The sequence below is a fragment of the Pantoea sp. E2023-21 genome, assembly GCF_051302795.1.
GTDB classification, from domain to species: Bacteria; Pseudomonadota; Gammaproteobacteria; order Enterobacterales; family Enterobacteriaceae; genus Pantoea; species Pantoea ludwigii_A.
The window spans coordinates 542,339-563,361 of the sequence record NZ_CP195344.1 but is presented as its reverse complement, the minus strand read 5'-3'; the positions used below and the strand labels follow the sequence as shown (position 1 = coordinate 563,361).

Sequence of the window (21,023 nt, the reverse complement as noted above, 5' to 3'; positions counted from 1 at the left end):
CAAAACTTAGCGCCAGATCAAACGTTAAGGCCAGCGAGAGCCGCTGGCCGGTCGGAGATTATCCCTGCATAGCGAGGCGAACTCGCTCAAGGTCTTCCGGCGTATCCACCCCAACACTAGGGATTGTTTTTGCCACCGCGACGTGGATTTTTTCACCGTACCACAGCACGCGCAGTTGTTCGAGCAACTCAATGTGCTCCAGCGGGCAGGGTTCCCACGCAATGTAGCGGCGAATAAAACCGGCGCGATAGGCGTAAATGCCAATGTGGCGTAGCAGCGTGTCACCGATCTGCTCGCGTGAGCGGGCATAACGCTCACGATCCCACGGAATGGTGGCACGTGAGAAGTACAGCGCATAACCTTTGGCGTCCATCACCACTTTCACCGCGTTCGGGTTAAAGGCTTCTTCTGCATCGGTGATCGGCACTGCCAGCGTCGCCATACCCGCTTCGGACTGCGCCAGATTACCTGCCACCTGACGTACGATTTCCGCCGGGATCATTGGCTCGTCGCCCTGCACGTTGACGATGATAGTGTCATCAGCAAACTGATACTTCTCGATCACTTCTGCCAGACGCTCAGTACCGGATTGATGATCTACGCGCGTCATGCACACTTCGCCACCCGCCGCCGTTACCGCCGCCGCCACATCCGGATGATCGGTCGCGACAATCACACGATCGGCGCCCGATTCACGAGCGCGTTCCATCACGTGCAACACCATTGGTTTCCCCTGGATATCCACCAGCGGTTTGCCGGGCAGACGCGTTGATGCGTAACGCGCAGGAATAATGGCAACAAAACTCATGGATGAATCTCTTCAACAGACAGCGTACGCGCTTCAACTTCCAGCAGCACGGGAATACCGTCACGTACCGGGTAAGCCAGGCCATCCGGTTTACAGATCAATTCTTGCTGCTCTTTGTTGAAATACAGTTTTCCGTTGCATACCGGGCAGGCAACGATTTCGAGTAAACGGTGATCCATAATCTTCTCCTTTCAGGACCGATTCAGGCGGTTAGCATATCATAATAGCGTGTGCGTTTATGAGGCACTCAAGCCGGACATCGTGCGGCTTTACCCGCCAATCGACCAGCGATTTGACCAGACAGCCCGCAATTTAGCAGGCGCATTTTCGATAATCACTTCTTTGGCACCCTGCCACTCGGCAAAGCGATTAAGGGCTTTTTGTACATCATTGAGGAAAGCGTTACTGACGCGTGTGCCCTCTTCCAGCCAGAATGCTCGAATCACTAATTGCTGCGCCTGACGCTCCATTTTAGCGTCGATGCGCGCTTTCAATAAGCCGCGGTGCAAGACCGGCAGGACAAAGTAACCATATTTGCGTTTCTCTGCTGGGGTATAGCACTCAATGCGGTAATCAAAATTAAACAGTTCCAGCGCACGACGACGATCCCATACCAGCGGATCAAAAGGCGATAACAGCGTGGTATGCGTGGCCGAAAGCGGTTTTTCCAGCAGCGGCAATAAGGCATGGTGTAACCACATTTCGCCCAGTTGCTCAACCTCAACGCGAACAATCTCTCCGCGCGTTGCCGCATCAGCAAGCCACGGTTTGATCGGTGCGCGTTTAAGGCGATAGTAATCCGCTAACCAACTGCCCCGGAAAATGCCGAGGCTGCGCGCACTGTGACTTAACATCTTGATGACCGCATCGTGTTCACTCAGCGCATGCTGTTCATCAATCCAGTCCGGCATCACACGACTGTGCAAATCGTAAACCCGCTGGAAGTTACGCCGCTCCACCACCATTAACTGACCGGCACTGAACAAGTTTTCCAGATGACGCTTATGCGGTTTCCACGCCCACCAACCCGGTTTGGTCTGTTTATCATGGCTGAAATCAGCGGCTCGCACTGGACCATGGGTGGAGATGTGTTGCAGAAGGTCAGTGATTTCCTGTTGATGTTCCTCTACCCACTGTTGATTGTACTTCCAACCCAGTCGCTGTGGCTCGAGCATGCGATGGCGCAGCAATGGATAATCTTCAAAGGGGATAAAACAGGCTTCATGTGCCCAATATTCAAATAGTGCGCCCGATGACAGCGTCTCTTCCAGCCAATTAGCCGGGTAAGCACCAAGACGGCTAAATAGCACCAGATATGGACTGCGAGCCACCACATTAATGGTATCGATTTGCAGTAGGGACATCTGGCGAACAGTATCGTGAATGTCGGCATAGCGCGCACGGCGGCCCAAAGGACGTAACAGTCCTTGTGCGGCCAAATGGAGATGACGAGCGGTTTGTAACGACAGGGAAGTAACGAGGTTCATGACTCATTTCCCTTTGCGAATGTTAACGCGAACGGGCGTCGCGTGCAGTCGTACAGAGTTGGATTATGTCGTCTAGCAAAGTAGCGACAGCCGTGCCTTGCAAATGCGCATCGACCGGCAAATACCACCAATTCGGGCGAGCAAAGCTGCGACATTTCACCGCATCTTTTTCCGTCATCAGCAAGCACTGTTCTGCCTGAGTCAAACGACGCAATTCGTCTTCGCTATAAGCGTGATGATCGGCGAAGGCAATTTCTGCCACCGGCTTAGCACCTTGCTGTTTGAGCGTGTTAAAGAAACGTGGCGGATGGCCGATACCCGCCATCGCTACGATCTCAGGCAGTTGCTCTAACGATGCCGTGGCACCGCTGATCAGATTCACAGCCAGACCAGGTTGTAATGTCATCGCAATTTCGCCAGCCTGCGCACTGCCGCCGTTAACGATCACCGCATTCACAGTCTGAAGTCGCGTGGCACGTTCACGCATCGGCCCAGCCGGTAACCACCAGCCGTTGCCAAAACGACGCATACCATCCACCACCACAATTTCACGATCGCGCTGCAGCGCATAATGCTGCAGGCCATCATCGGTGATGATGACATCCAGATCGTGCGCAGCGAGCAATCCTTCCACTGCCAGACGGCGTTGAGGCGCTACGGCTACCGGCACCTGAGTGCGCTGAGCGATCAATACGGGTTCATCGCCAGCCTGCGCCGTCGGCGTTTCAGCCGTAACCAGCAGCGGATAACGTTCAGCTTTCCCGCCGTACCCGCGCGATACTACGCCCACACGCATTCCGCGTTGTTGCAGCGCCTCTACCAACCAGATCACTACTGGCGTTTTACCATTCCCCCCTGCGGTGAGGTTACCCACCACAATGACAGGGCAAGGCGCACGCCAGCTTTTTCGCCAGCCACGCTGGAAACTAAAGCGTATCAGCCAGCTGATCGCCCCATAAAGCAGACTCAGCGGCCATAGCAACAGCCATAACGGCGAGCGCCCGCTCCAGATGCGTTCAATCATTGACCGAACTGCAGCTTGTGAAGTTGCGCATAGGCGCCCTTCTGTTCCAGCAGCATGCTGTGAGTCCCGCGTTCGACAATTCGACCATCTTCTACCACGACGATCTCATCAGCTTTTTCAATGGTCGACAGACGGTGAGCAATGACCAATGAGGTGCGGTTTTTCTGTAACTCATCAAGTGCAGCCTGAATCGCACGTTCGGATTCGGTATCCAATGCCGATGTGGCTTCATCAAGAATCAAGATTGGGCAGTCACGCAGTAAAGCTCGCGCAATGGCGATACGTTGACGCTGGCCACCAGAAAGCAGCACACCATTCTCACCAATAACGGTATCGAGACCTTTATCCATTTTCTGGATGAAATCCATCGCATGAGCCATGGTCGCAGCCTGTTCGATTTGTTCGCGCGTGTATTGACCATTGCGGGCATACGCAATGTTATTGGCGACAGTATCGTTGAAAAGATGCACATTCTGGGAAACGAGCGCGACCTGATTACGCAGCGAACGCAGGGTATATTCACGCAGGTCGTGGCCGTCCAACAGGATTTCACCACTATCAATGTCGTAGAAGCGCGTCAACAAACTGGCCATAGTGGATTTACCCGAGCCAGAACGCCCTACCAATGCGACCGTTTTACCGGCTGGCAACGACAGGTTGATATCACGCAGCGCAGGGATATCACGACCAGGATAGGTAAAGGTCACATTACGGAATTCAACATCACCTTTAGCACGGTCCATCTCTAATTTGCCATTATCGACTTCCTGCTCACTGTCGAGAATCGAGAACAGCGTCTGACAAGCCGCCATGCCACGCTGGAACTGCGCATTCACGTTGGTCAGTGACTTCAGCGGACGCATCAGTGCAATCATGGAAGAGAACACCACGGTAATGGTACCGGCTGTTAGCGTCTCCATCACGCTTGGGAAACTAGCGGCATACAATACAAATGCCAGTGCCAGCGAGGCGATCAGCTGAATAACCGGATCAGAAATGGAAGATGCCGACACCAGTTTCATACCCTGCTGACGCATCCTGTTGCTGACCTGAGAAAAACGGTTTGCCTCAACTTCCTGGCCACCAAAGATCAGCACTTCTTTATGCCCTTTTAGCATCTGCTCGGCGCTGGTCGTAACCTGTCCCATGGTGTTCTGCATGTTTTTACTGATGCTGCGGAAGCGTTTGGAAACGGTACGAATAGCAAAGGAGACAATCGGCGCCAATACAATGAGAATCAGTGACAGCTGCCAGCTGTAATAAAACATCATAATGAACAAGCCAATGATCGAGGCCCCTTCACGCACCACAGTCACCAAAGCACTTGAAGAGGAAGAAGCAACCTGTTCAGAATCATAGGTGATGCGTGATAGCAGCGTACCCGTTGATTGCTGATCAAAGAACGTTACCGGCATGCCCATCATATGGCCGAACAGACGGCGACGCATGTTCATCACCACGTTACCGGATACCCACGAGATACAGTAACTGGAGACATAGCTGGTTACGCCTCGCACCAACATCAGGCCGATAACCACCAGCGGCATCCACAGCATTACGGATCTGTCAGCTTTACCGAAGCCATCATCCAGTAAAGGTTTCAACAGAGAGAGCATCAGGGTATCGCCTGCCGCATTGAGTATCAGCGCCACCGCTGACACATACAGGCCAGCCTTGTGGGGCGCAATCATCGGCCAGAGTCGACGAAATGTCTGCCACGTTGAGAGATCTTTATCTTGATGCATTATTTATTCACGCTGTTTGAAATAGCCGCTCATTCTACCTGGAATCGCGTTTGACGCCAAACCACTGATGGTACCATCGAGGCATTATTTGCTCTCTCAAGCCCTTAATTTGCCAATGACCTTGTCTGATACCTACTTGGATCTGCCCAGATTGGGCCGTGTCGTACCACCTATACCCCAGCTGCTGATAGCGCTGTACCACGGCAGGTGCCGGCATACGCCAGGCGTTATAACGCGCCACCGAAGCAAATGCAGCCTTGCCAGCAACATTACGTAACAGTAATGGTCCTGACGAAGTCCGGCTACCATGGTGCGGAACCTGTAAAAGTGTCGCCTTAAGCGCATCTTTTTCCAGCGCGACAATTTGCCTCTCGGCTGCCAACTCAATATCACCCGTGAGTAACAGACTGAATTGCCCATCATCGACTCGCACCACACACGAATCGTTATTTTGCCCCTGAGTGTGATTCTGCGGTGGCCATAAAGCGGTGAACTGCAATTTTCCCCACTGCCATTGCTGGCCGCGGAAGCATGGCAGGTGCCTATCTTCTGCTAAGGCACTTCGGATTTCTACCGCTGGATTCGCAATGAGCAGTGAGTGTAGCCCACCACGGTGATCAAGGTGCTTATGGCTTAATATCAGAGAATGAAGGCTTTTTCCGTGATACTGCAGCCATGGAAGGATGACGCGTGAGCCGGCATCATCCTGCTTCCAGGCGGGTCCAACGTCATACAGCACTACTTCATTGCCCTGAGTGATGGCAATTGCCAGGCCGTGCCCCACATCAATCATGTCAATTTGCCAATCATCACGCTGTGAAGTAGTGCGCCAAGCCGCGATGGCGAGCATTAAGCTACAACAAGGCATTAAGCTGTGATAGATGAGTCCGCTTCGCCATAACAATAATCCTAACCAAAGTAATAGGATGGCAGGCAACGTTTCACTCCATGCCCACCAGCCTGCGGGTAACCACTGCAGCACGAGCATCACTTTGCTAATAGAAATATCCGCTAGATACCATAATCCCTCTGCAATGGGCGGTACCGGCAACAACATTGCCAACAATATCAGCGGCACCGTGACAAATGACACAACGGGTACTGCTATTAGATTTGCCAATAAAGCACTTAGGCTTATTCCCTGAAACAGGAAGATTTGTAGCGGAGCCATGAGAATCATCATGCCTAGCTGCAGATGCAGCAATTGCAGTGGTATCCACCGGCGCTGCGTACGAAAGCGGTTTGGCATCGGGAACCATTGATACCAGGCAACCAGCATCGCGACCGCAAGTGCCGATAACCAAAAGCTTTCTGATAAAACGGTCAGTGGATCGAGTGCCAGCAATGCACCAAGACATAACGTCCAGACTTGCCAGCCACTGAGTTGCCAACCGGCAGTACGAATTCCCAGCCATAGCATGAGCGCGATAATCGCGCGCTGGGCCGGTGCGTGACTGCCAGAAACCCATGTGTACGTGGCTGCGGTTATAACGCTAATCAGCAACGGGAATAAATGGCCAATCAGATGAGCAGGTAAAATCACCTGGATAGCACGCGCTAATAGCCATCCAACGCTTGCAGCTAATGCGATATGCATACCTGAGATGGCCATCAGGTGGGCGGTGCCTGTTTCTCGCAGGAGTTGTCGCTGCGCTTCGCTCATGTTTACACGTATACCAAACGCCAGAGCCTGCATAATCGCAGGTTGCTGGAGCGAATCGAATGCCGGTAAGTGGTGATTGATTAAGCGTGTCCGCCAGTTGCAGGTTAGCGATTCGGCCTGCTGGCTGATGATGCGCCCTTGTAGCGGCGTATGATTAGACAAGGCAAAGCGCTGCAGATCGAACTCGCCTTCGTTTAATCTTCCATGCACAGCACGCAGTCGCAGTTTCATCTGCCAGCGTTGACCGGCGCAAAACGGTTGGTTCGCGGAAGCGTTATTAAGCGTGACGAATAAAGGTGGAAATTGATAACGCTGACCGACACGCAGGATTTGCGCCGTTAGCTGCTGCTTGTCTTCCCGCACTTCGGCGATTTGTAATGTCGCCTCAACAGGCGTTACAACCAATTGCTCAATGGTATTGATCATCTGCCGGGCTTCAGCCAATGCCCAAACCAGCATCAAAAGAGCAATCCCTGTTATCCGCAGCAACGTTATTGGCATCAGTCCAAGCACCACCGCGAATCCAAAAATGATGAGTATTACGCTGGCTGCGGGTATGTGCGGCAATATGCCTAACGGCAACGCGGAGGCAATCATCAATCTGGCCAGAACAATCCAGTAAATATGCATTAGTACTCTCCCTGATTGGTGGAAGAGTGTGCAGTGAAGAGGAGGGATTTGCTTTAGTGAAAAGTAAGAGTGTCGCGATGGGTTCAGAGACGTTTGCAGAGATTACATAGTTGAGACTTCATTTTGGAAACCGGATCGCAATATTGCCGGCTTCAAGCAAAAAAAAACGACACCCTAAAGTGTCGTTTTTATCGTTCGGTAACGGCTTAGCCGTAAATGTTCGCACGGTCACGCAATTCTTTGCCCGGCTTAAAGTGGGGAACATATTTACCTTCCAGATCCACTTTATCACCCGTTTTCGGGTTACGACCCGTACGTGGTGCACGGTAATGCAAAGAAAAGCTGCCGAATCCCCGGATTTCAATGCGCTCGCCCTGGGCCAACGTCGTGGCCATGTGCTCAAGCATCTCTTTGACCGCATCCTCAACGACTTTCGCCGGAATATGAGTGTGCTGGCCAGCAAGTCTTTCAATCAGTTCTGACTTGGTCATGTAACCTCCGGTTAATCCTTATTTGGAAAGGTATGACAGCTTTTACCGAAACCGGACGATTTGCATCGTCCGGTGCCTTAGGTCGATTACTCGCCTTTAGCCGCTTTGAACGCTTCAGCCATCGCGCTAGAGAAGTTGCTGCCTTCATCCTGTTTGGTGTTAACAGTGTTGATAGCTTCTTTCTCATCAGCCTGGTCTTTAGCACGAACAGACAGGCTCACAACGCGGTTCTTACGGTCAACGCCGGTGAATTTAGCTTCAACGTCGTCGCCAACACTCAGAACCAGAGTTGCGTCTTCGATGCGGTCCAGAGAAGCTTCAGAAGCGCGCAGGTAACCCTCTACGCCGTCAGCTAATTCTACTGTAGCACCTTTCGCGTCAACTGCAGTGACTTTACCAGTCACGATAGCGCCTTTCTTATTCAGGGTGATGTAGTTGTTGAATGGATCTTCAGCCAACTGCTTCACGCCCAGAGAGATGCGCTCGCGCTCTGCATCAACCTGCAGTACAACGGCAGCGATTTCGTCGCCTTTTTTGTACTCACGAACGGCTTCTTCGCCAGTCGCATTCCAGGAGATGTCAGACAGGTGAACCAGACCGTCGATGCCACCGTCCAGGCCGATGAAGATACCGAAGTCAGTGATTGACTTGATTTTACCTTCAACGCGATCGCCTTTGTTGTGGGTCTCAGCGAACAGCTGCCATGGGTTAGATTTGCACTGCTTCAGACCCAGAGAGATACGACGACGCTCTTCATCGATGTCCAGAACCATTACTTCAACCACATCGCCTACGTTTACAACTTTAGACGGATGGATGTTTTTGTTGGTCCAGTCCATTTCAGAAACGTGTACCAGACCTTCAACGCCTTCTTCGATTTCTACGAAGCAGCCGTAATCAGTCAGGTTAGTTACACGACCAGTCAGGCGGGTGCCTTCTGGATAGCGCTTAGCGATAGCTACCCAAGGATCTTCGCCCAGCTGTTTCAGGCCCAGAGATACACGGGTACGCTCGCGGTCGAACTTCAGCACTTTAACAGTGATTTCGTCGCCCACGTTGACGATTTCGCTCGGATGCTTAACGCGTTTCCAAGCCATATCGGTAATGTGCAGCAGGCCGTCAACGCCGCCCAGATCCACGAATGCACCGTAGTCAGTGAGGTTCTTAACGATACCTTTAACTTCCATGCCTTCCTGCAGGTTTTCCAGCAGCTGATCGCGCTCAGCGCTGTTTTCAGATTCGATAACCGCACGACGTGAAACCACGACGTTGTTACGTTTCTGATCAAGCTTGATTACTTTGAATTCAAGCTCTTTGCCTTCCAGGTGCAGAGTGTCGCGAACCGGACGAACGTCTACCAGTGAACCTGGCAGGAACGCACGAATACCGTTCAGCTCAACTGTGAAGCCACCTTTAACTTTGCCGTTGATAACACCGGTAACAGTTTCAGCGTCTTCGTAAGCTTTTTCCAACGTGATCCAAGCTTCGTGACGTTTAGCTTTCTCACGGGACAGCAGGGTTTCACCGAAGCCGTCTTCTACTGCGTCCAGCGCAACGTCAACTTCGTCGCCTACCTGGATTTCCAGTTCGCCGGCTGCGTTCTTGAACTGCTCTGCAGGAATTGCAGATTCAGATTTCAGACCCGCATCAACCAGAACTACGTCTTTGTCGATAGAGACAACAACGCCACGAACGATGGAACCCGGACGGGTTTCGATTTCTTTCAGGGACTCTTCAAAGAGTTGAGCAAAAGATTCAGTCATATTGATAATCTTAGGATTCTTCAATTTAACGTCCACCTGACATCATTGTCGGATGGGGTTGTTTCACATGCCCAGCACCGGGTCCTTGGTACAGGGTTACAACAATTCGGTTGCCGAAAGATTAAATGCCTAGCTTTTGCCTGGCATAATCGAGCGCCTTTTCAATCACTTGCTCAATCGACATACTGGTTGAATCCAGTACCAGAGCATCTGTGGCAGGCACTAAAGGTGCGATGGCGCGATTACGATCGCGGTCGTCGCGTTCCTTTATCTCGGATAAAAGGCGATCAAAGTTAACATTAAAGCCCTTATCCTGCAACTGTAGCATACGGCGATGCGCACGCTCTTCCGAGCTGGCATCAAGGAAAATTTTCACTGGCGCGTCTGGGAAAACAACCGTACCCATATCACGTCCATCGGCGATTAAACCCGGTTCTTCACGGAAGGCGCGTTGGCGACGAAGCAGGGCCTCACGCACCCGCGGAAAAGCGGCAACGCGCGAAGCAGTATTGCTCACCTCTTGCGTGCGGATTTCACCGGTAACGTCTTCACCTTCCAGGATCACCTGCATTTCACCGTCAACCGATAAAAAACGCACATCAAGATGCGCAGCCATCGGTACTAATGCTTCTTCTGACTCAATATCCACCTGATGGTGAAGTGCAGCCAAAGCTAAAACGCGATAAATAGCGCCAGAATCAAGTAAGTGCCACTGCAACGACTCCGCCATCGCTTTACATAAGGTCCCTTTACCCGCGCCACTTGGCCCATCGATGGTAATAACCGGGGCGATTGCCGTCATTGTTCTCTCCTGTTGCTGCGTGCTTATTGTCAGCCCTTCCAGGCCGCCTGGAATGCGCGGCATTATACGCTGCCTGCGACAGGTTAGTTACCCTTTAGCGTAGACAGCGCTAGAAATATAGACAGATTCAGAAGAATTTCCGCCTGATAAGGCCAGAAGAGAGCAAAGAAACCCAGTGGATCGCACCGGGTTTGGTGACTATTAAGCGTGGCTGATTTTCGCCAACTGCTGGAAATAGCTTGGGAAGGTTTTAGCGGTACAGCCCGGATCAAGAATTGTTACTGGCGTATCAGACAATGCCACCAGCGCAAAACACATCGCCATGCGGTGATCGTTGTAGGTGCCGATGTCCGCATGTTGCAACTGAGCCGGAGGTGTAACGCGGATAAAGTCGTGCCCTTCTTCCACTTCAGCACCGACTTTGCGCAGTTCGATCGCCATGGCTGCCAGGCGATCGGTCTCTTTTACGCGCCAGTTATAAATGTTACGCATCAGCGTGGTGCCTTGTGCAAACAATGCAGTCGTTGCAATCGTCATTGCCGCATCGGGAATATGATTCATATCCATATCGATCGCCGTCAGCGAACCGCGCGTACAAGAGATATAGTCATCGCCCCACTCAATCACTGCGCCCATTTTTTCCAGCACATCAGCAAAACGGATGTCGCCCTGCACGCTGTTGCGGCCAATACCTGTTACGCGTACGGTGCCGCCTTTAATGGCTGCCGCAGCGAGGAAATAAGAGGCGGAGGACGCATCACCTTCCACCAGGTAATCACCTGGAGACTGGTACTGTTGCTGCCCTTTAACTACAAATCGCTGATAATTTTGATTATCAACTTCCACACCGAAACAACGCATCAGGTGTAAGGTGATATCAATGTAAGGCTTGGAAACCAGATCGCCTTTAATCGTGATGGTGGTATCTTGCTGCGCCATTGGCGCGGTCATCAACAAAGCCGTCAGGAACTGACTTGAAACACTGCCATCTACACTGACTTCACCACCGACAAACCCACCATTGAGGCGCACCGGCGGATAATCAGTCTGCTCAAGGTAATCAATGCTTGCTCCGCCCTGACGCAGTGCATCAACCAGATGACCAATCGGACGCTCTTTCATACGCGGCTCGCCAGTCAGGACGATAGACTGCTGGCCCAAACACAGCGCGGCAGCCAATGGGCGCATTGCGGTGCCTGCGTTACCGAGAAACAATTCAAGCGGCTTTTCAGCGCGTAATGGGCCCGCGTTGCCCACAACTTCACATACGGTGCGATCGTCTGAGAGCGTAAAGCTGACACCCAGCGCTTTAAGCGCATTTAGCATATGTTTAACGTCATCGCTATCAAGCAAATTAGTTAGGCGGGTGGTGCCATTTGCCAGCGCGGCCAGCAAGAGTGCGCGGTTCGAGACGCTTTTTGAACCCGGTAAGTTTACCGTGCCGTCAACGCGAGCAATCGGTTGTAGAGTCAGGGAGTCCTGCATGTGAAACCAAATCTCCAGAAAATACGAGACCCCATCTTATGACGGGGTCTGATACCAGACAGGCTGGCATGAAAAAACTTTTAGCCGTGACGACGTTCGAAATCGACCATGAATTCAGTCAACGTTTTAACGCCTTCCAGCGGCATCGCATTGTAGATCGATGCACGCATACCGCCAACCACGCGATGACCTTTCAAAGCGTGCAAACCTGCCTTGAGAGATTCTTCCAGGAACACTTTGTCCAACGCAGAATCGGCTAACTGGAATGGCACGTTCATACGTGAACGGTTTTCACTTGCCACATCGTTGCGATAAAACGCGCTGTTATCAATCACGCCATAAAGTAGGTCTGCTTTTGCTTGATTCAGCTTGTCCATCTCGGCCACGCCGCCCTTCTCTTTCAGCCATTTGAATACCAGGCCAGAGAGATACCATGCAAAAGTTGGCGGGGTATTAAACATTGATTCATTTTCGGCCAGCACTTTGTAATCAAGGATAGAAGGCACATAACGCTGTGCTTTACCCAGCAGATCCTCACGCACAATCACCAATGTTAAGCCTGCTGGCCCGATATTTTTTTGTGCCCCAGCATAAATAACGCCATAGCGACTCACATCGATTGGACGAGACAGAATAGTAGAAGAGAGGTCAGCAACTACGATTTTATCGCCAAATTGCGGCTCTTCATCAATGGCAATGCCATCAATAGTTTCGTTCGGGCAGAAATGGACATAAGCCGCATCATCATTTAACTGCCATTCACGCATCGGTAATAAAGCACGCTTACCCTCACGCGTGGTTTTAATATCAATCGTATTAGGCGAACAGAATTTTTCGGCTTCTTTAATAGCGCTATGAGCCCAGTAACCGCCGTCAATATAATCCGCGGTTTTAGCGTCACCCAGCAAGTTGCCGGGGATTGCAGCGAACTGTGCACGGGCACCACCGTGGCAGAATAAAACTTTGTAGTTGGATGGGATCTTCAGCAGATCGCGAAAATCTTGTTCTGCTGCTTCCGCAACAGCAATAAACTCTTTACTACGGTGACTGATCTCCATCACCGAGGTGCCTAACCCGTGCCAGTTTGTCAGTTCTTGTTCTGCGCGACGGAGCACTTCTACCGGCAGCATAGCCGGGCCAGAGCTAAAATTATAAACCTGAGTCATTTCCCCTCACCACTGTCATATCGAACGGTTATGAATACCTCACCGGTTTTATCATTGCCTCCAGATAGCTGCAATCATTAATCCGGCGGCGATCACATTTCCAGAGCCAGCCCCACCGCAGCTTATGTCATAAATGCATCAAGCCGCGGAATTTTGTGAGGCGGTTTCAGAAAGAAAAATCTGGAAGCCGAAGGGTGTAAAAACCTTAGCCAGACTGAGATAAATTTGGCGGACTGAATAGCGAAGCACGCATAAAACCCGTATTATTGCGCGCTTTACGCCCACCCCATTGACTTAAGAGAGCGCCACCATGACGCAAACGTTTATCCCCGGAAAAGACGCCGCACTGGAAGATTCCATTGCACGCTTCCAGCAGAAACTGCAAGACCTTGGTTTCAATATTGAAGAAGCTTCCTGGCTGAATCCGGTGCCACACGTCTGGTCAGTGCACATTCGCGATCGCGACTGCCCGCTGTGCTTTACAAATGGCAAAGGTGCCAGCAAAAAGGCCGCTCTGGCTTCCGCGCTGGGTGAATATTTTGAGCGTCTCTCGACCAACTACTTCTTCGCCGATTTCTGGTTAGGTAAATCAATCGCCAATGGTGATTTTGTTCACTATCCGAATGAAAAGTGGTTCCCGCTCACAGAGGATGACAGCCTGCCGGACGGCATTCTGGATGCGCGTCTGCGCGAATTTTACGATCCCGAAGAAAGCCTGGGGGCTTCTGAGCTGATTGATCTGCAATCGGGCAATGACGAGCGCGGTATTTGTGGTTTGCCCTTTACTCGTCAATCTGACCAGCAAACGGTTTATATCCCGATGAATATCATCGGTAACTTATACGTTTCGAACGGCATGTCTGCCGGTAACACCGCGAACGAAGCGCGTGTGCAGGGCCTGTCTGAAGTTTTTGAGCGTCATATCAAGAATCGTATCATCGCGGAATCTATTAGCCTGCCAGAAATCCCTGAAGCAGTGATGCAGCGTTATCCTGACGTGATTGAGGCGATTGAACGTTTGGAAGCGGAAGGTTTCCCAATTTTCTCTTATGACGCTTCTCTGGGCGGCAAATATCCGGTGATTTGTGTAGTACTGTTTAATCCGGTAAACGGCACCTGTTTTGCTTCCTTCGGCGCACATCCGGACTTTGGCGTGGCGCTAGAGCGTACCGTAACCGAACTGCTGCAAGGCCGTGGTTTGAAAGATCTCGACGTGTTCACTCCACCGACATTTGACGATGAAGAGGTGGCAGAGCACGCTAATCTGGAAACGCACTTCATTGATTCAAGCGGTCTGATTTCCTGGGACCTGTTTAAAGACGATGCGGATTATCCCTTCGTTGACTGGAGCTTTGCAGGTACGACTCACGAAGAGTTCGACACCCTAATGGCGATCTTCCGCGCGGAAGACAAAGAAGTATACATCGCCGATTACGAACATCTTAGCGTGTACGCCTGCCGTATAATCGTGCCGGGCATGTCGGACATTTATCCGGCAGAAGACCTGCTGCTGGCGAATAACAGCATGGGCGCACCGCTGCGCGAAACGCTGCTGGCGTTACCAGAAAGCCAATGGGAACCCGAAGCTTATCTCGATCTGATCGTGCAGCTGGATGAGGAAGGTCATGATGACTTTACCCGCGTGCGCGAACTGTTGGGTCTTGCATCTGGTAAAGACAATGGCTGGTATACGCTGCGTATTGGTGAGCTGAAAGCGATGCTGGCTTTGGCCGGAGGCGACCTGGATCAGGCGCTTATCTGGACTGAATGGACGATGGAATTCAATCAGTCAATCTTTAGTGAAGAGCGCGCTAATTATTATCGCTGCCTGCAAACTTTGCTGTTGCTGGCGATGGAAGAGGAGCGCGATCCTCTTCAATACCATCGCGCCTTTGTTCGTATGTATGGACAAGCCGCTGTTGATGCAGCTTCCGCCGCAATCAGTGGTGAAGCGCCATTCTATGGATTGCAAGCTGTCGATCTGGACCTGAAAGCTTTCCCTGCGCATCAGTCCCTGTTAGCTGCCTATGAAAAATTGCAGACCGCTAAACGTCGTTATTGGGCACAAAAATAAACTTCACTCATTAATGATTATTGATAAAAATTAGCGGAAGCGTAAATGGCACTGATAAAATCAGTGCCATTTTTTTATAAGGGTTATGCATAGAGAGTAAAATACATTATTAAATAACAGTTCAGCTTCAATCGTTAATGAAATTTAACAGAACCAAGCCTTCACCACCATCCCCTTCAACTTATTTTGCATTAATTAAAAATTATTTATTTCATTAAATTCAGTGGTTTAATATAAAAAAAGACTAATTATCGCTTCGCTTATCGTTAACCTTCCGGGCAAATATGATCCACATCAATTTCTGACCTATACTCCTTTGTTAGTATCTTTACAGGCAATTTTTGGAGAGCGTTAGTGTGAAAGCTGACAACCCTTTTAATTCATTATTACCGGCGGCAATGGCGAAAGTTGCAGAAGAAGCCGGCATATATAAAGCTACTAAACGTCCTTTAACTACATTCTTCCTTGCCATCACTGCTGGCGTATTTATCTCAATCGCGTTTGTCTTCTATATCACTGCTACCACCGGAAGTGGAGCAATGCCCTATGGCATAGCAAAACTGATCGGCGGCATTTGTTTCTCGCTAGGTTTAATGCTGGTGGTGGTTTGCGGTGCTGATTTGTTCACCTCAACCGTGCTCATCGTAGTGGCTAAAGCCAGCGGTCGAATTACCTGGCTGCAGTTGGGTCGACATTGGTTGACCGTTTATATTGGAAACCTGTTTGGCGCGCTGTTCTTTGTAGCGCTGATCTGGTTAGCCGGAGAACACATGGTGGCGAATGGTGCCTGGGGTTTGAACGTCCTGCAAACCGCTGACCATAAAATGCATCACACCTTTATTGAAGCTGTCAGTCTCGGCACCCTCGCCAATCTGATGGTTTGCCTGGCAGTATGGATGAGTTACTCCGGTCGCAGTTTGATGGATAAGATGTTTGCGATGATCTTACCGGTAGCGATGTTTGTCGCCTGCGGTTTTGAACACAGCATCGCCAACATGTTCCTGATCCCAATGGCCATCGTTATTCGCGATTTCGCCAGCCCTGAATTTTGGCAAATGGCCGGTGCCAGTGCCGCACAGTTTCCATCACTTAGCGTTAGCGATTTTATTCTTAATAACCTTATTCCCGTGACCATCGGCAACATTATTGGCGGCGGATTATTAGTCGGTTTGACCTACTGGGTAATCTATCTGCGTGGTGATGAGCCGGTGCATTAATGAATTAGTACGGGCGTGCTGAGTCAGTGCGCCATACGTCAAAGTCTCCCTAAATAAGGCAGGTATATCATGTCCGAACTGAATGAAAAAATGGCGTCAGCCTGGGAAGGATTTAGCGCCGGCGAATGGCAGAATAGCGTCAACGTCCGTGACTTTATCCAAAAAAACTATACACCGTATGAAGGCGACGAATCCTTCCTTGCAGGCGCGACTCCAGCAACCACTAAATTGTGGGACAGCGTGCTTGAAGGCATCAAAATCGAAAACCGCACTCACGCGCCGGTTGATTTTGACACCGATCTGGCATCAACCATTACCTCTCACGATGCGGGGTACATCAGCAAGTCCCTGGAAAAAATCGTTGGCCTGCAAACTGAAGCGCCTTTAAAACGTGCCATTATCCCGTTTGGTGGCATCAAGATGGTTGAGGGCTCATGCAAAGTTTATGGCCGTGAACTCGACCCAGCGCTGAAAAAAGTCTTTACCGATTATCGTAAAACCCACAACCAAGGCGTATTCGATGTTTATACCCCAGACATCATGCGCTGCCGTAAATCAGGCGTGCTAACTGGCCTGCCAGATGCTTATGGTCGTGGCCGTATCATTGGGGATTACCGTCGCGTTGCGCTGTACGGCATCGACTATCTGATGAAAGACAAAGTCGCGCAGTTCAACTCTCTTCAGAGCGATATGGAGAACGGTGTAGATCTGGAAGCCACCATCCGTCTGCGTGAAGAGATTTCTGAGCAGCACCGCGCGCTGGGTCAGATTAAAGAGATGGCCGCTAAATATGGTTCAGATATTTCGCTGCCAGCCACCAATGCACAAGAAGCAGTTCAGTGGACTTACTACGGCTATCTCGCTGCGGTTAAATCACAGAACGGTGCAGCGATGTCCTTTGGTCGCGTATCGACCTTCCTGGATGTGTACATCGATCGTGATATTCAGGCAGGTAAACTGACTGAAGAAGATGCTCAGGAACTGATTGACCATCTGGTGATGAAACTGCGCATGGTACGCTTCCTGCGTACGCCTGAATACGATGAGCTGTTCTCTGGTGACCCAATCTGGGCAACAGAATCACTGGCCGGTATGGGCGTCGATGGCCGTACGCTGGTGACCAAAAGCACCTTCCGTTTCCTGAATACGCTTTACACCATGGGTCCATCTCCGGAACCAAACATGACCATTCTGTGGTCAGAAAAATTGCCAGTTAACTTCAAGAAATACGCGGCAAAAGTTTCTATCGATACGTCATCATTACAGTATGAGAATGATGACCTGATGCGTCCTGACTTCGACAACGATGACTATGCTATCGCCTGCTGCGTTAGCCCAATGATTGTCGGTAAGCAGATGCAGTTCTTCGGCGCGCGTGCCAACTTGGCAAAAACACTGCTGTATGCAATCAACGGTGGCGTTGATGAGAAGCTGAAAATGCAGGTGGGTCCGAAAGAAGCACCCATCACTGACGAGATTCTTGATTTCGACATCGTGATGGAGCGCCTGGATCACTTCATGGACTGGCTGGCTAAGCAGTACGTCACCTCCCTGAATATCATTCACTACATGCACGACAAGTACAGCTACGAGGCTTCACTGATGGCGCTGCACGATCGTGACGTTTATCGCACCATGGCATGTGGTATCGCAGGCCTATCTGTTGCGGCTGACTCACTCTCTGCCATCAAATACGCCAAAGTGAAAACCATCCGTGATGAAGATGGCTTAGCGGTAGATTTTGAGATTGAAGGTGAATATCCGCAGTTTGGTAACAACGACTCGCGTGTTGATGATATGGCCTGCGATCTGGTTGAACGTTTCATGAAGAAAATTCAGAAACTTCAGACTTACCGTAATGCGGTACCAACACAATCGGTACTGACCATCACTTCAAACGTGGTTTATGGTAAGAAAACCGGTAATACCCCAGATGGTCGTCGTGCTGGTGCGCCATTCGGGCCGGGTGCTAACCCAATGCACGGCCGTGATCAGAAAGGTGCGGTAGCTTCACTGACCTCAGTAGCGAAACTGCCATTTGCTTACGCGAAAGATGGCATCTCTTATACCTTCTCCATCGTGCCAAATGCACTGGGTAAAGATGACAACGTGCGTAAAACTAACCTTGCTGGCCTAATGGATGGATATTTCCACCATGAAGCCAACATTGAAGGTGGTCAGCATCTGAACGTTAATGTGATGAACCGTGAGATGCTGTTGGATGCCATGGAACATCCTGAGAAGTATCCGCAGTTGACCATTCGCGTCTCTGGTTATGCTGTACGCTTCAACTCGCTCACTAAAGAGCAGCAGAAGGATGTAATTACACGTACATTCACTCAGTCGTTGTAATCACACTTTAATGAGATTAAAAGGCTCCTGCGGGAGCCTTTTCTCCACAAGTCTATTTTGCCAGTTTGCTAATTCTGGCGGCCTGGCAAAATCGACTTTCACTTTTAGAGCACAACAGAGATTGTGCTGCCTGATGTTCAGGCTCACCTGGAGAACCCATCGCAATGTCAACCATCGGTCGTATCCACTCTTTTGAATCCTGCGGCACCGTTGATGGCCCAGGCATCCGCTTCATTACCTTTTTTCAGGGCTGTCTTATGCGCTGCCTGTATTGCCACAACCGCGATACATGGGATACGCATGGTGGAAAAGAAGTTACTGTCGAGGAGCTGATGAAAGATGCGCTCTCTTATCGCCACTTCATGAATGCATCGGGCGGTGGCGTTACGGCATCGGGTGGTGAAGCGATCTTGCAAGCGGAGTTCGTGCGGGACTGGTTCCGCGCTTGCCAGGCAGAGGGTATTCATACCTGCCTCGATACCAATGGCTTTGTGCGCCGCTATGATCCGGTAATCGATGAGTTGCTGGATGCTACTGATTTAGTGATGCTCGACTTAAAACAGATCAATGATGATGTGCATCAGATTTTGGTGGGCGTCTCAAATCACCGCACATTGGATTTCGCACGCTACTTACAAAAGAAAGGCAAACGAACCTGGATCCGCTTCGTCGTGGTGCCGGGCTACTCAGATGATGATGATTCTGTTCACCGCTTAGGTGAATTCACTAAAGATATGGATAACATCGAGAAGATTGAGTTGTTGCCGTATCACGAGCTGGGTAAACACAAATGGATTGCGATGGGCGAAGAGTACAAGCTGGATGGAGTTAAGCCGCCGAGTAAGGAAATTATGGAGCGAGTGAAGAATATCCTCGCCAGCTACGGCCATGAAGTAATGTATTAACGCAAAAAAAGGGAGCCACTGGCTCCCTTTTTTACATTCCAAATGAATGCGTTAAGCATGCGCAACCGGCGTTGCCTGATGATCGGCTTTACGCAGTAACATCACCAGATAAACCAGTGCAACGGCAGCAATCATCACGAATAACAGACGATCAGAGTAATTTTGCATCAGCATCGCCGTCATTCCCGGCCCCACCAAACTGCCAACGGTATAGCTAAACAGCAAGGCCTGGTTCATCGCCACTAACTCATGATGCGCCACGGTTTCACACGCCCACGACATCGCTACCGGATAGAGTGTAAAACCAGCCAGACCTAACACGAACAGCGCCGGCGCCATCGCAGCATCACCTAGCATGGCGATCGCACCCAGAATAACCACGAATACTTGCACACGCAGCACCATCAGGCGACCAAAGCGATCGGCTAAACGCCCTACTGGCCATTGACCCACAATGCCTGAACTGACTAACAATGCCATCCAGTAACCTACTGTTGCATCGCTCATTCCCTGATGAGAGAGATACAGCGGCATCAAGCCATACAGCGAGCCAAGGACGATACCGGAAATAATGCAGCCATTGATACCCAGACGGGAACTGCGACGACGTAACATGACCCAAATATGCCCAGTGGATGTTTCTTCCGTCGCTGCGCTAGCATTAACGTGTACAAACACGACAGGTAAGACAGCGCAAATAATGAGTGCCGTGACCCACGGAATCACGTGCAGCAGTTCTGTGGACACTCGACTAACCAGCAACTGGCCCGCAACCGTGCCGAGATAGTAGATAATCATGTAGGCAGCAAGTAATTGCCCACGATTACGTACGGTACCGCTGCACAACAAGGCGCTCTCAACCACTACCCAAATCAGTGCGCAGCCTATGCCTGCGGTGAAGCGCAGCATCGTCCAACTGTAAAAACCCTCTAGCATCACCATGCCCATGGTCGCCACTGCAAAAAGCACGCTGGCCAGGTAGAAACAGCGATTAAAACCATAACGATTGATCAACCAGCCAGCCAGCAAGGTGCCCAGCAAGTTGCCGGTATAATACGATGAACTGGCCATACCCACTTGCCAGGTTGGCAATTGATCATGAGTGAGCCACAGCGGTACTAGCGTATTAAGCACAGCGATAGACACCGTCATGAGCATTAAGCCGCAAAGCAGCAAAACGACGGGGCGCGACCAGGTTGACATAGGGAATAAAACCAAAAGAGATGACAATAATTGCGCGCAGTTTGCCATTCACTATTTTAAAGTCAATGTGCAAAAAATCGTCGCCGCACGATTTGCTGTGGAACAATTTATTTTTTTTATCTTCAGCAGGTTAGAAGCGTCAGGAACAAACCACGATGAATAGCTATCTAATTGAATTAACGATTTTTAATGCTTTAGGGCCATTTGC

Annotated in this window: 17 protein-coding genes; 5 read left to right on the top strand and 12 right to left on the bottom strand. The window is 50.6% G+C overall.

Annotation, left to right across the window (positions count from 1 at the left end; genetic code table 11):
• Positions 1-58: 58 nt before the first annotated feature.
• The 11 genes from kdsB to serC all read right to left on the bottom strand — a co-directional run bounded on the left by kdsB (position 59) and on the right by serC (position 13,064).
• On the bottom strand, positions 59-808 hold the full coding sequence (kdsB, locus tag ACRQ84_RS02680; RefSeq protein ID WP_049851021.1) for a 3-deoxy-manno-octulosonate cytidylyltransferase: 750 nt from the start codon (positions 806-808) through the stop codon (positions 59-61).
• On the bottom strand, positions 805-987 hold the full coding sequence (locus ACRQ84_RS02675) for a Trm112 family protein (protein WP_007887424.1): 183 nt from the start codon (positions 985-987) through the stop codon (positions 805-807). Before ACRQ84_RS02675 ends, kdsB begins: the two co-directional genes overlap by 4 nt.
• A 90-nt stretch (positions 988-1,077) precedes the next feature.
• Positions 1,078-2,295 (bottom strand): winged helix-turn-helix domain-containing protein, encoded by a 1,218-nt coding sequence (locus ACRQ84_RS02670; RefSeq protein WP_483817114.1) that lies wholly within the window; start codon positions 2,293-2,295, stop codon positions 1,078-1,080.
• A gap of 22 nt (positions 2,296-2,317) precedes the next feature.
• A complete protein-coding gene (gene lpxK / locus ACRQ84_RS02665) occupies positions 2,318-3,319 on the bottom strand; it encodes a tetraacyldisaccharide 4'-kinase (RefSeq protein WP_483817113.1) in 1,002 nt (333 codons plus the stop codon).
• Positions 3,316-5,064 carry a lipid A ABC transporter ATP-binding protein/permease MsbA gene (msbA, locus tag ACRQ84_RS02660; RefSeq protein WP_064740748.1) on the bottom strand — a complete coding sequence of 583 codons (1,749 nt, stop codon included), beginning with the start codon at positions 5,062-5,064 and terminating at the stop codon, positions 3,316-3,318. The genes lpxK and msbA overlap by 4 nt, the downstream gene beginning before the upstream one ends.
• A gap of 34 nt (positions 5,065-5,098) precedes the next feature.
• The gene (locus ACRQ84_RS02655; RefSeq protein WP_483817112.1) at positions 5,099-7,357 is read right to left on the bottom strand and encodes a DNA internalization-related competence protein ComEC/Rec2; all 2,259 of its coding nucleotides are present in this window, start codon (positions 7,355-7,357) and stop codon (positions 5,099-5,101) included.
• A 206-nt stretch (positions 7,358-7,563) separates the two neighbouring features.
• On the bottom strand, positions 7,564-7,848 hold the full coding sequence (gene ihfB, locus ACRQ84_RS02650) for an integration host factor subunit beta (protein ID WP_003849360.1): 285 nt from the start codon (positions 7,846-7,848) through the stop codon (positions 7,564-7,566).
• An 86-nt stretch (positions 7,849-7,934) separates the two neighbouring features.
• Positions 7,935-9,611, bottom strand: a complete 1,677-nt coding sequence (rpsA, locus tag ACRQ84_RS02645; RefSeq protein ID WP_052025984.1) for a 30S ribosomal protein S1 — start codon at positions 9,609-9,611, stop codon at positions 7,935-7,937.
• Between the two features lie 121 nt (positions 9,612-9,732).
• The gene (cmk, locus tag ACRQ84_RS02640; RefSeq protein ID WP_064740746.1) at positions 9,733-10,413 is read right to left on the bottom strand and encodes a (d)CMP kinase; all 681 of its coding nucleotides are present in this window, start codon (positions 10,411-10,413) and stop codon (positions 9,733-9,735) included.
• 201 nt (positions 10,414-10,614) lie between these two features.
• Positions 10,615-11,898, bottom strand: coding sequence for a 3-phosphoshikimate 1-carboxyvinyltransferase (gene aroA / locus ACRQ84_RS02635; RefSeq protein ID WP_483817111.1), 1,284 nt, complete (start codon positions 11,896-11,898; stop codon positions 10,615-10,617).
• A gap of 80 nt (positions 11,899-11,978) precedes the next feature.
• A complete protein-coding gene (gene serC, locus ACRQ84_RS02630) occupies positions 11,979-13,064 on the bottom strand; it encodes a 3-phosphoserine/phosphohydroxythreonine transaminase (protein WP_483817110.1) in 1,086 nt (361 codons plus the stop codon).
• A 310-nt stretch (positions 13,065-13,374) separates the two neighbouring features.
• Here serC and ycaO point away from each other — a divergent pair, with 310 nt between their 5' ends.
• The 4 genes from ycaO (at position 13,375) to pflA (ending at position 19,612) form a co-directional block, all read left to right on the top strand.
• Complete coding sequence (gene ycaO / locus ACRQ84_RS02625; RefSeq protein ID WP_483817109.1) at positions 13,375-15,138, top strand: 30S ribosomal protein S12 methylthiotransferase accessory factor YcaO; 1,764 nt, start codon at positions 13,375-13,377, stop codon at positions 15,136-15,138.
• Between the two features lie 356 nt (positions 15,139-15,494).
• Positions 15,495-16,355, top strand: a complete 861-nt coding sequence (focA, locus tag ACRQ84_RS02620) for a formate transporter FocA (RefSeq protein ID WP_064740742.1) — start codon at positions 15,495-15,497, stop codon at positions 16,353-16,355.
• A 69-nt stretch (positions 16,356-16,424) separates the two neighbouring features.
• Entirely contained in the window at positions 16,425-18,707 is a 2,283-nt protein-coding gene (pflB, locus tag ACRQ84_RS02615; protein WP_258144858.1) for a formate C-acetyltransferase, read from the top strand.
• A gap of 164 nt (positions 18,708-18,871) precedes the next feature.
• Complete coding sequence (gene pflA / locus ACRQ84_RS02610) at positions 18,872-19,612, top strand: pyruvate formate lyase 1-activating protein (protein WP_064740740.1); 741 nt, start codon at positions 18,872-18,874, stop codon at positions 19,610-19,612.
• 51 nt (positions 19,613-19,663) lie between these two features.
• Here pflA and ACRQ84_RS02605 read toward each other — a convergent pair whose 3' ends face one another.
• Positions 19,664-20,815: an MFS transporter gene (locus ACRQ84_RS02605; protein WP_483817108.1), complete on the bottom strand. Its 1,152-nt coding sequence runs from the start codon at positions 20,813-20,815 to the stop codon at positions 19,664-19,666.
• Here ACRQ84_RS02605 and ACRQ84_RS02600 point away from each other — a divergent pair.
• Complete coding sequence (locus ACRQ84_RS02600) at positions 20,763-20,978, top strand: hypothetical protein (protein WP_483817961.1); 216 nt, start codon at positions 20,763-20,765, stop codon at positions 20,976-20,978. The genes ACRQ84_RS02605 and ACRQ84_RS02600 overlap by 53 nt on opposite strands.
• The last annotated feature ends 45 nt before the right edge of the window (positions 20,979-21,023 follow it).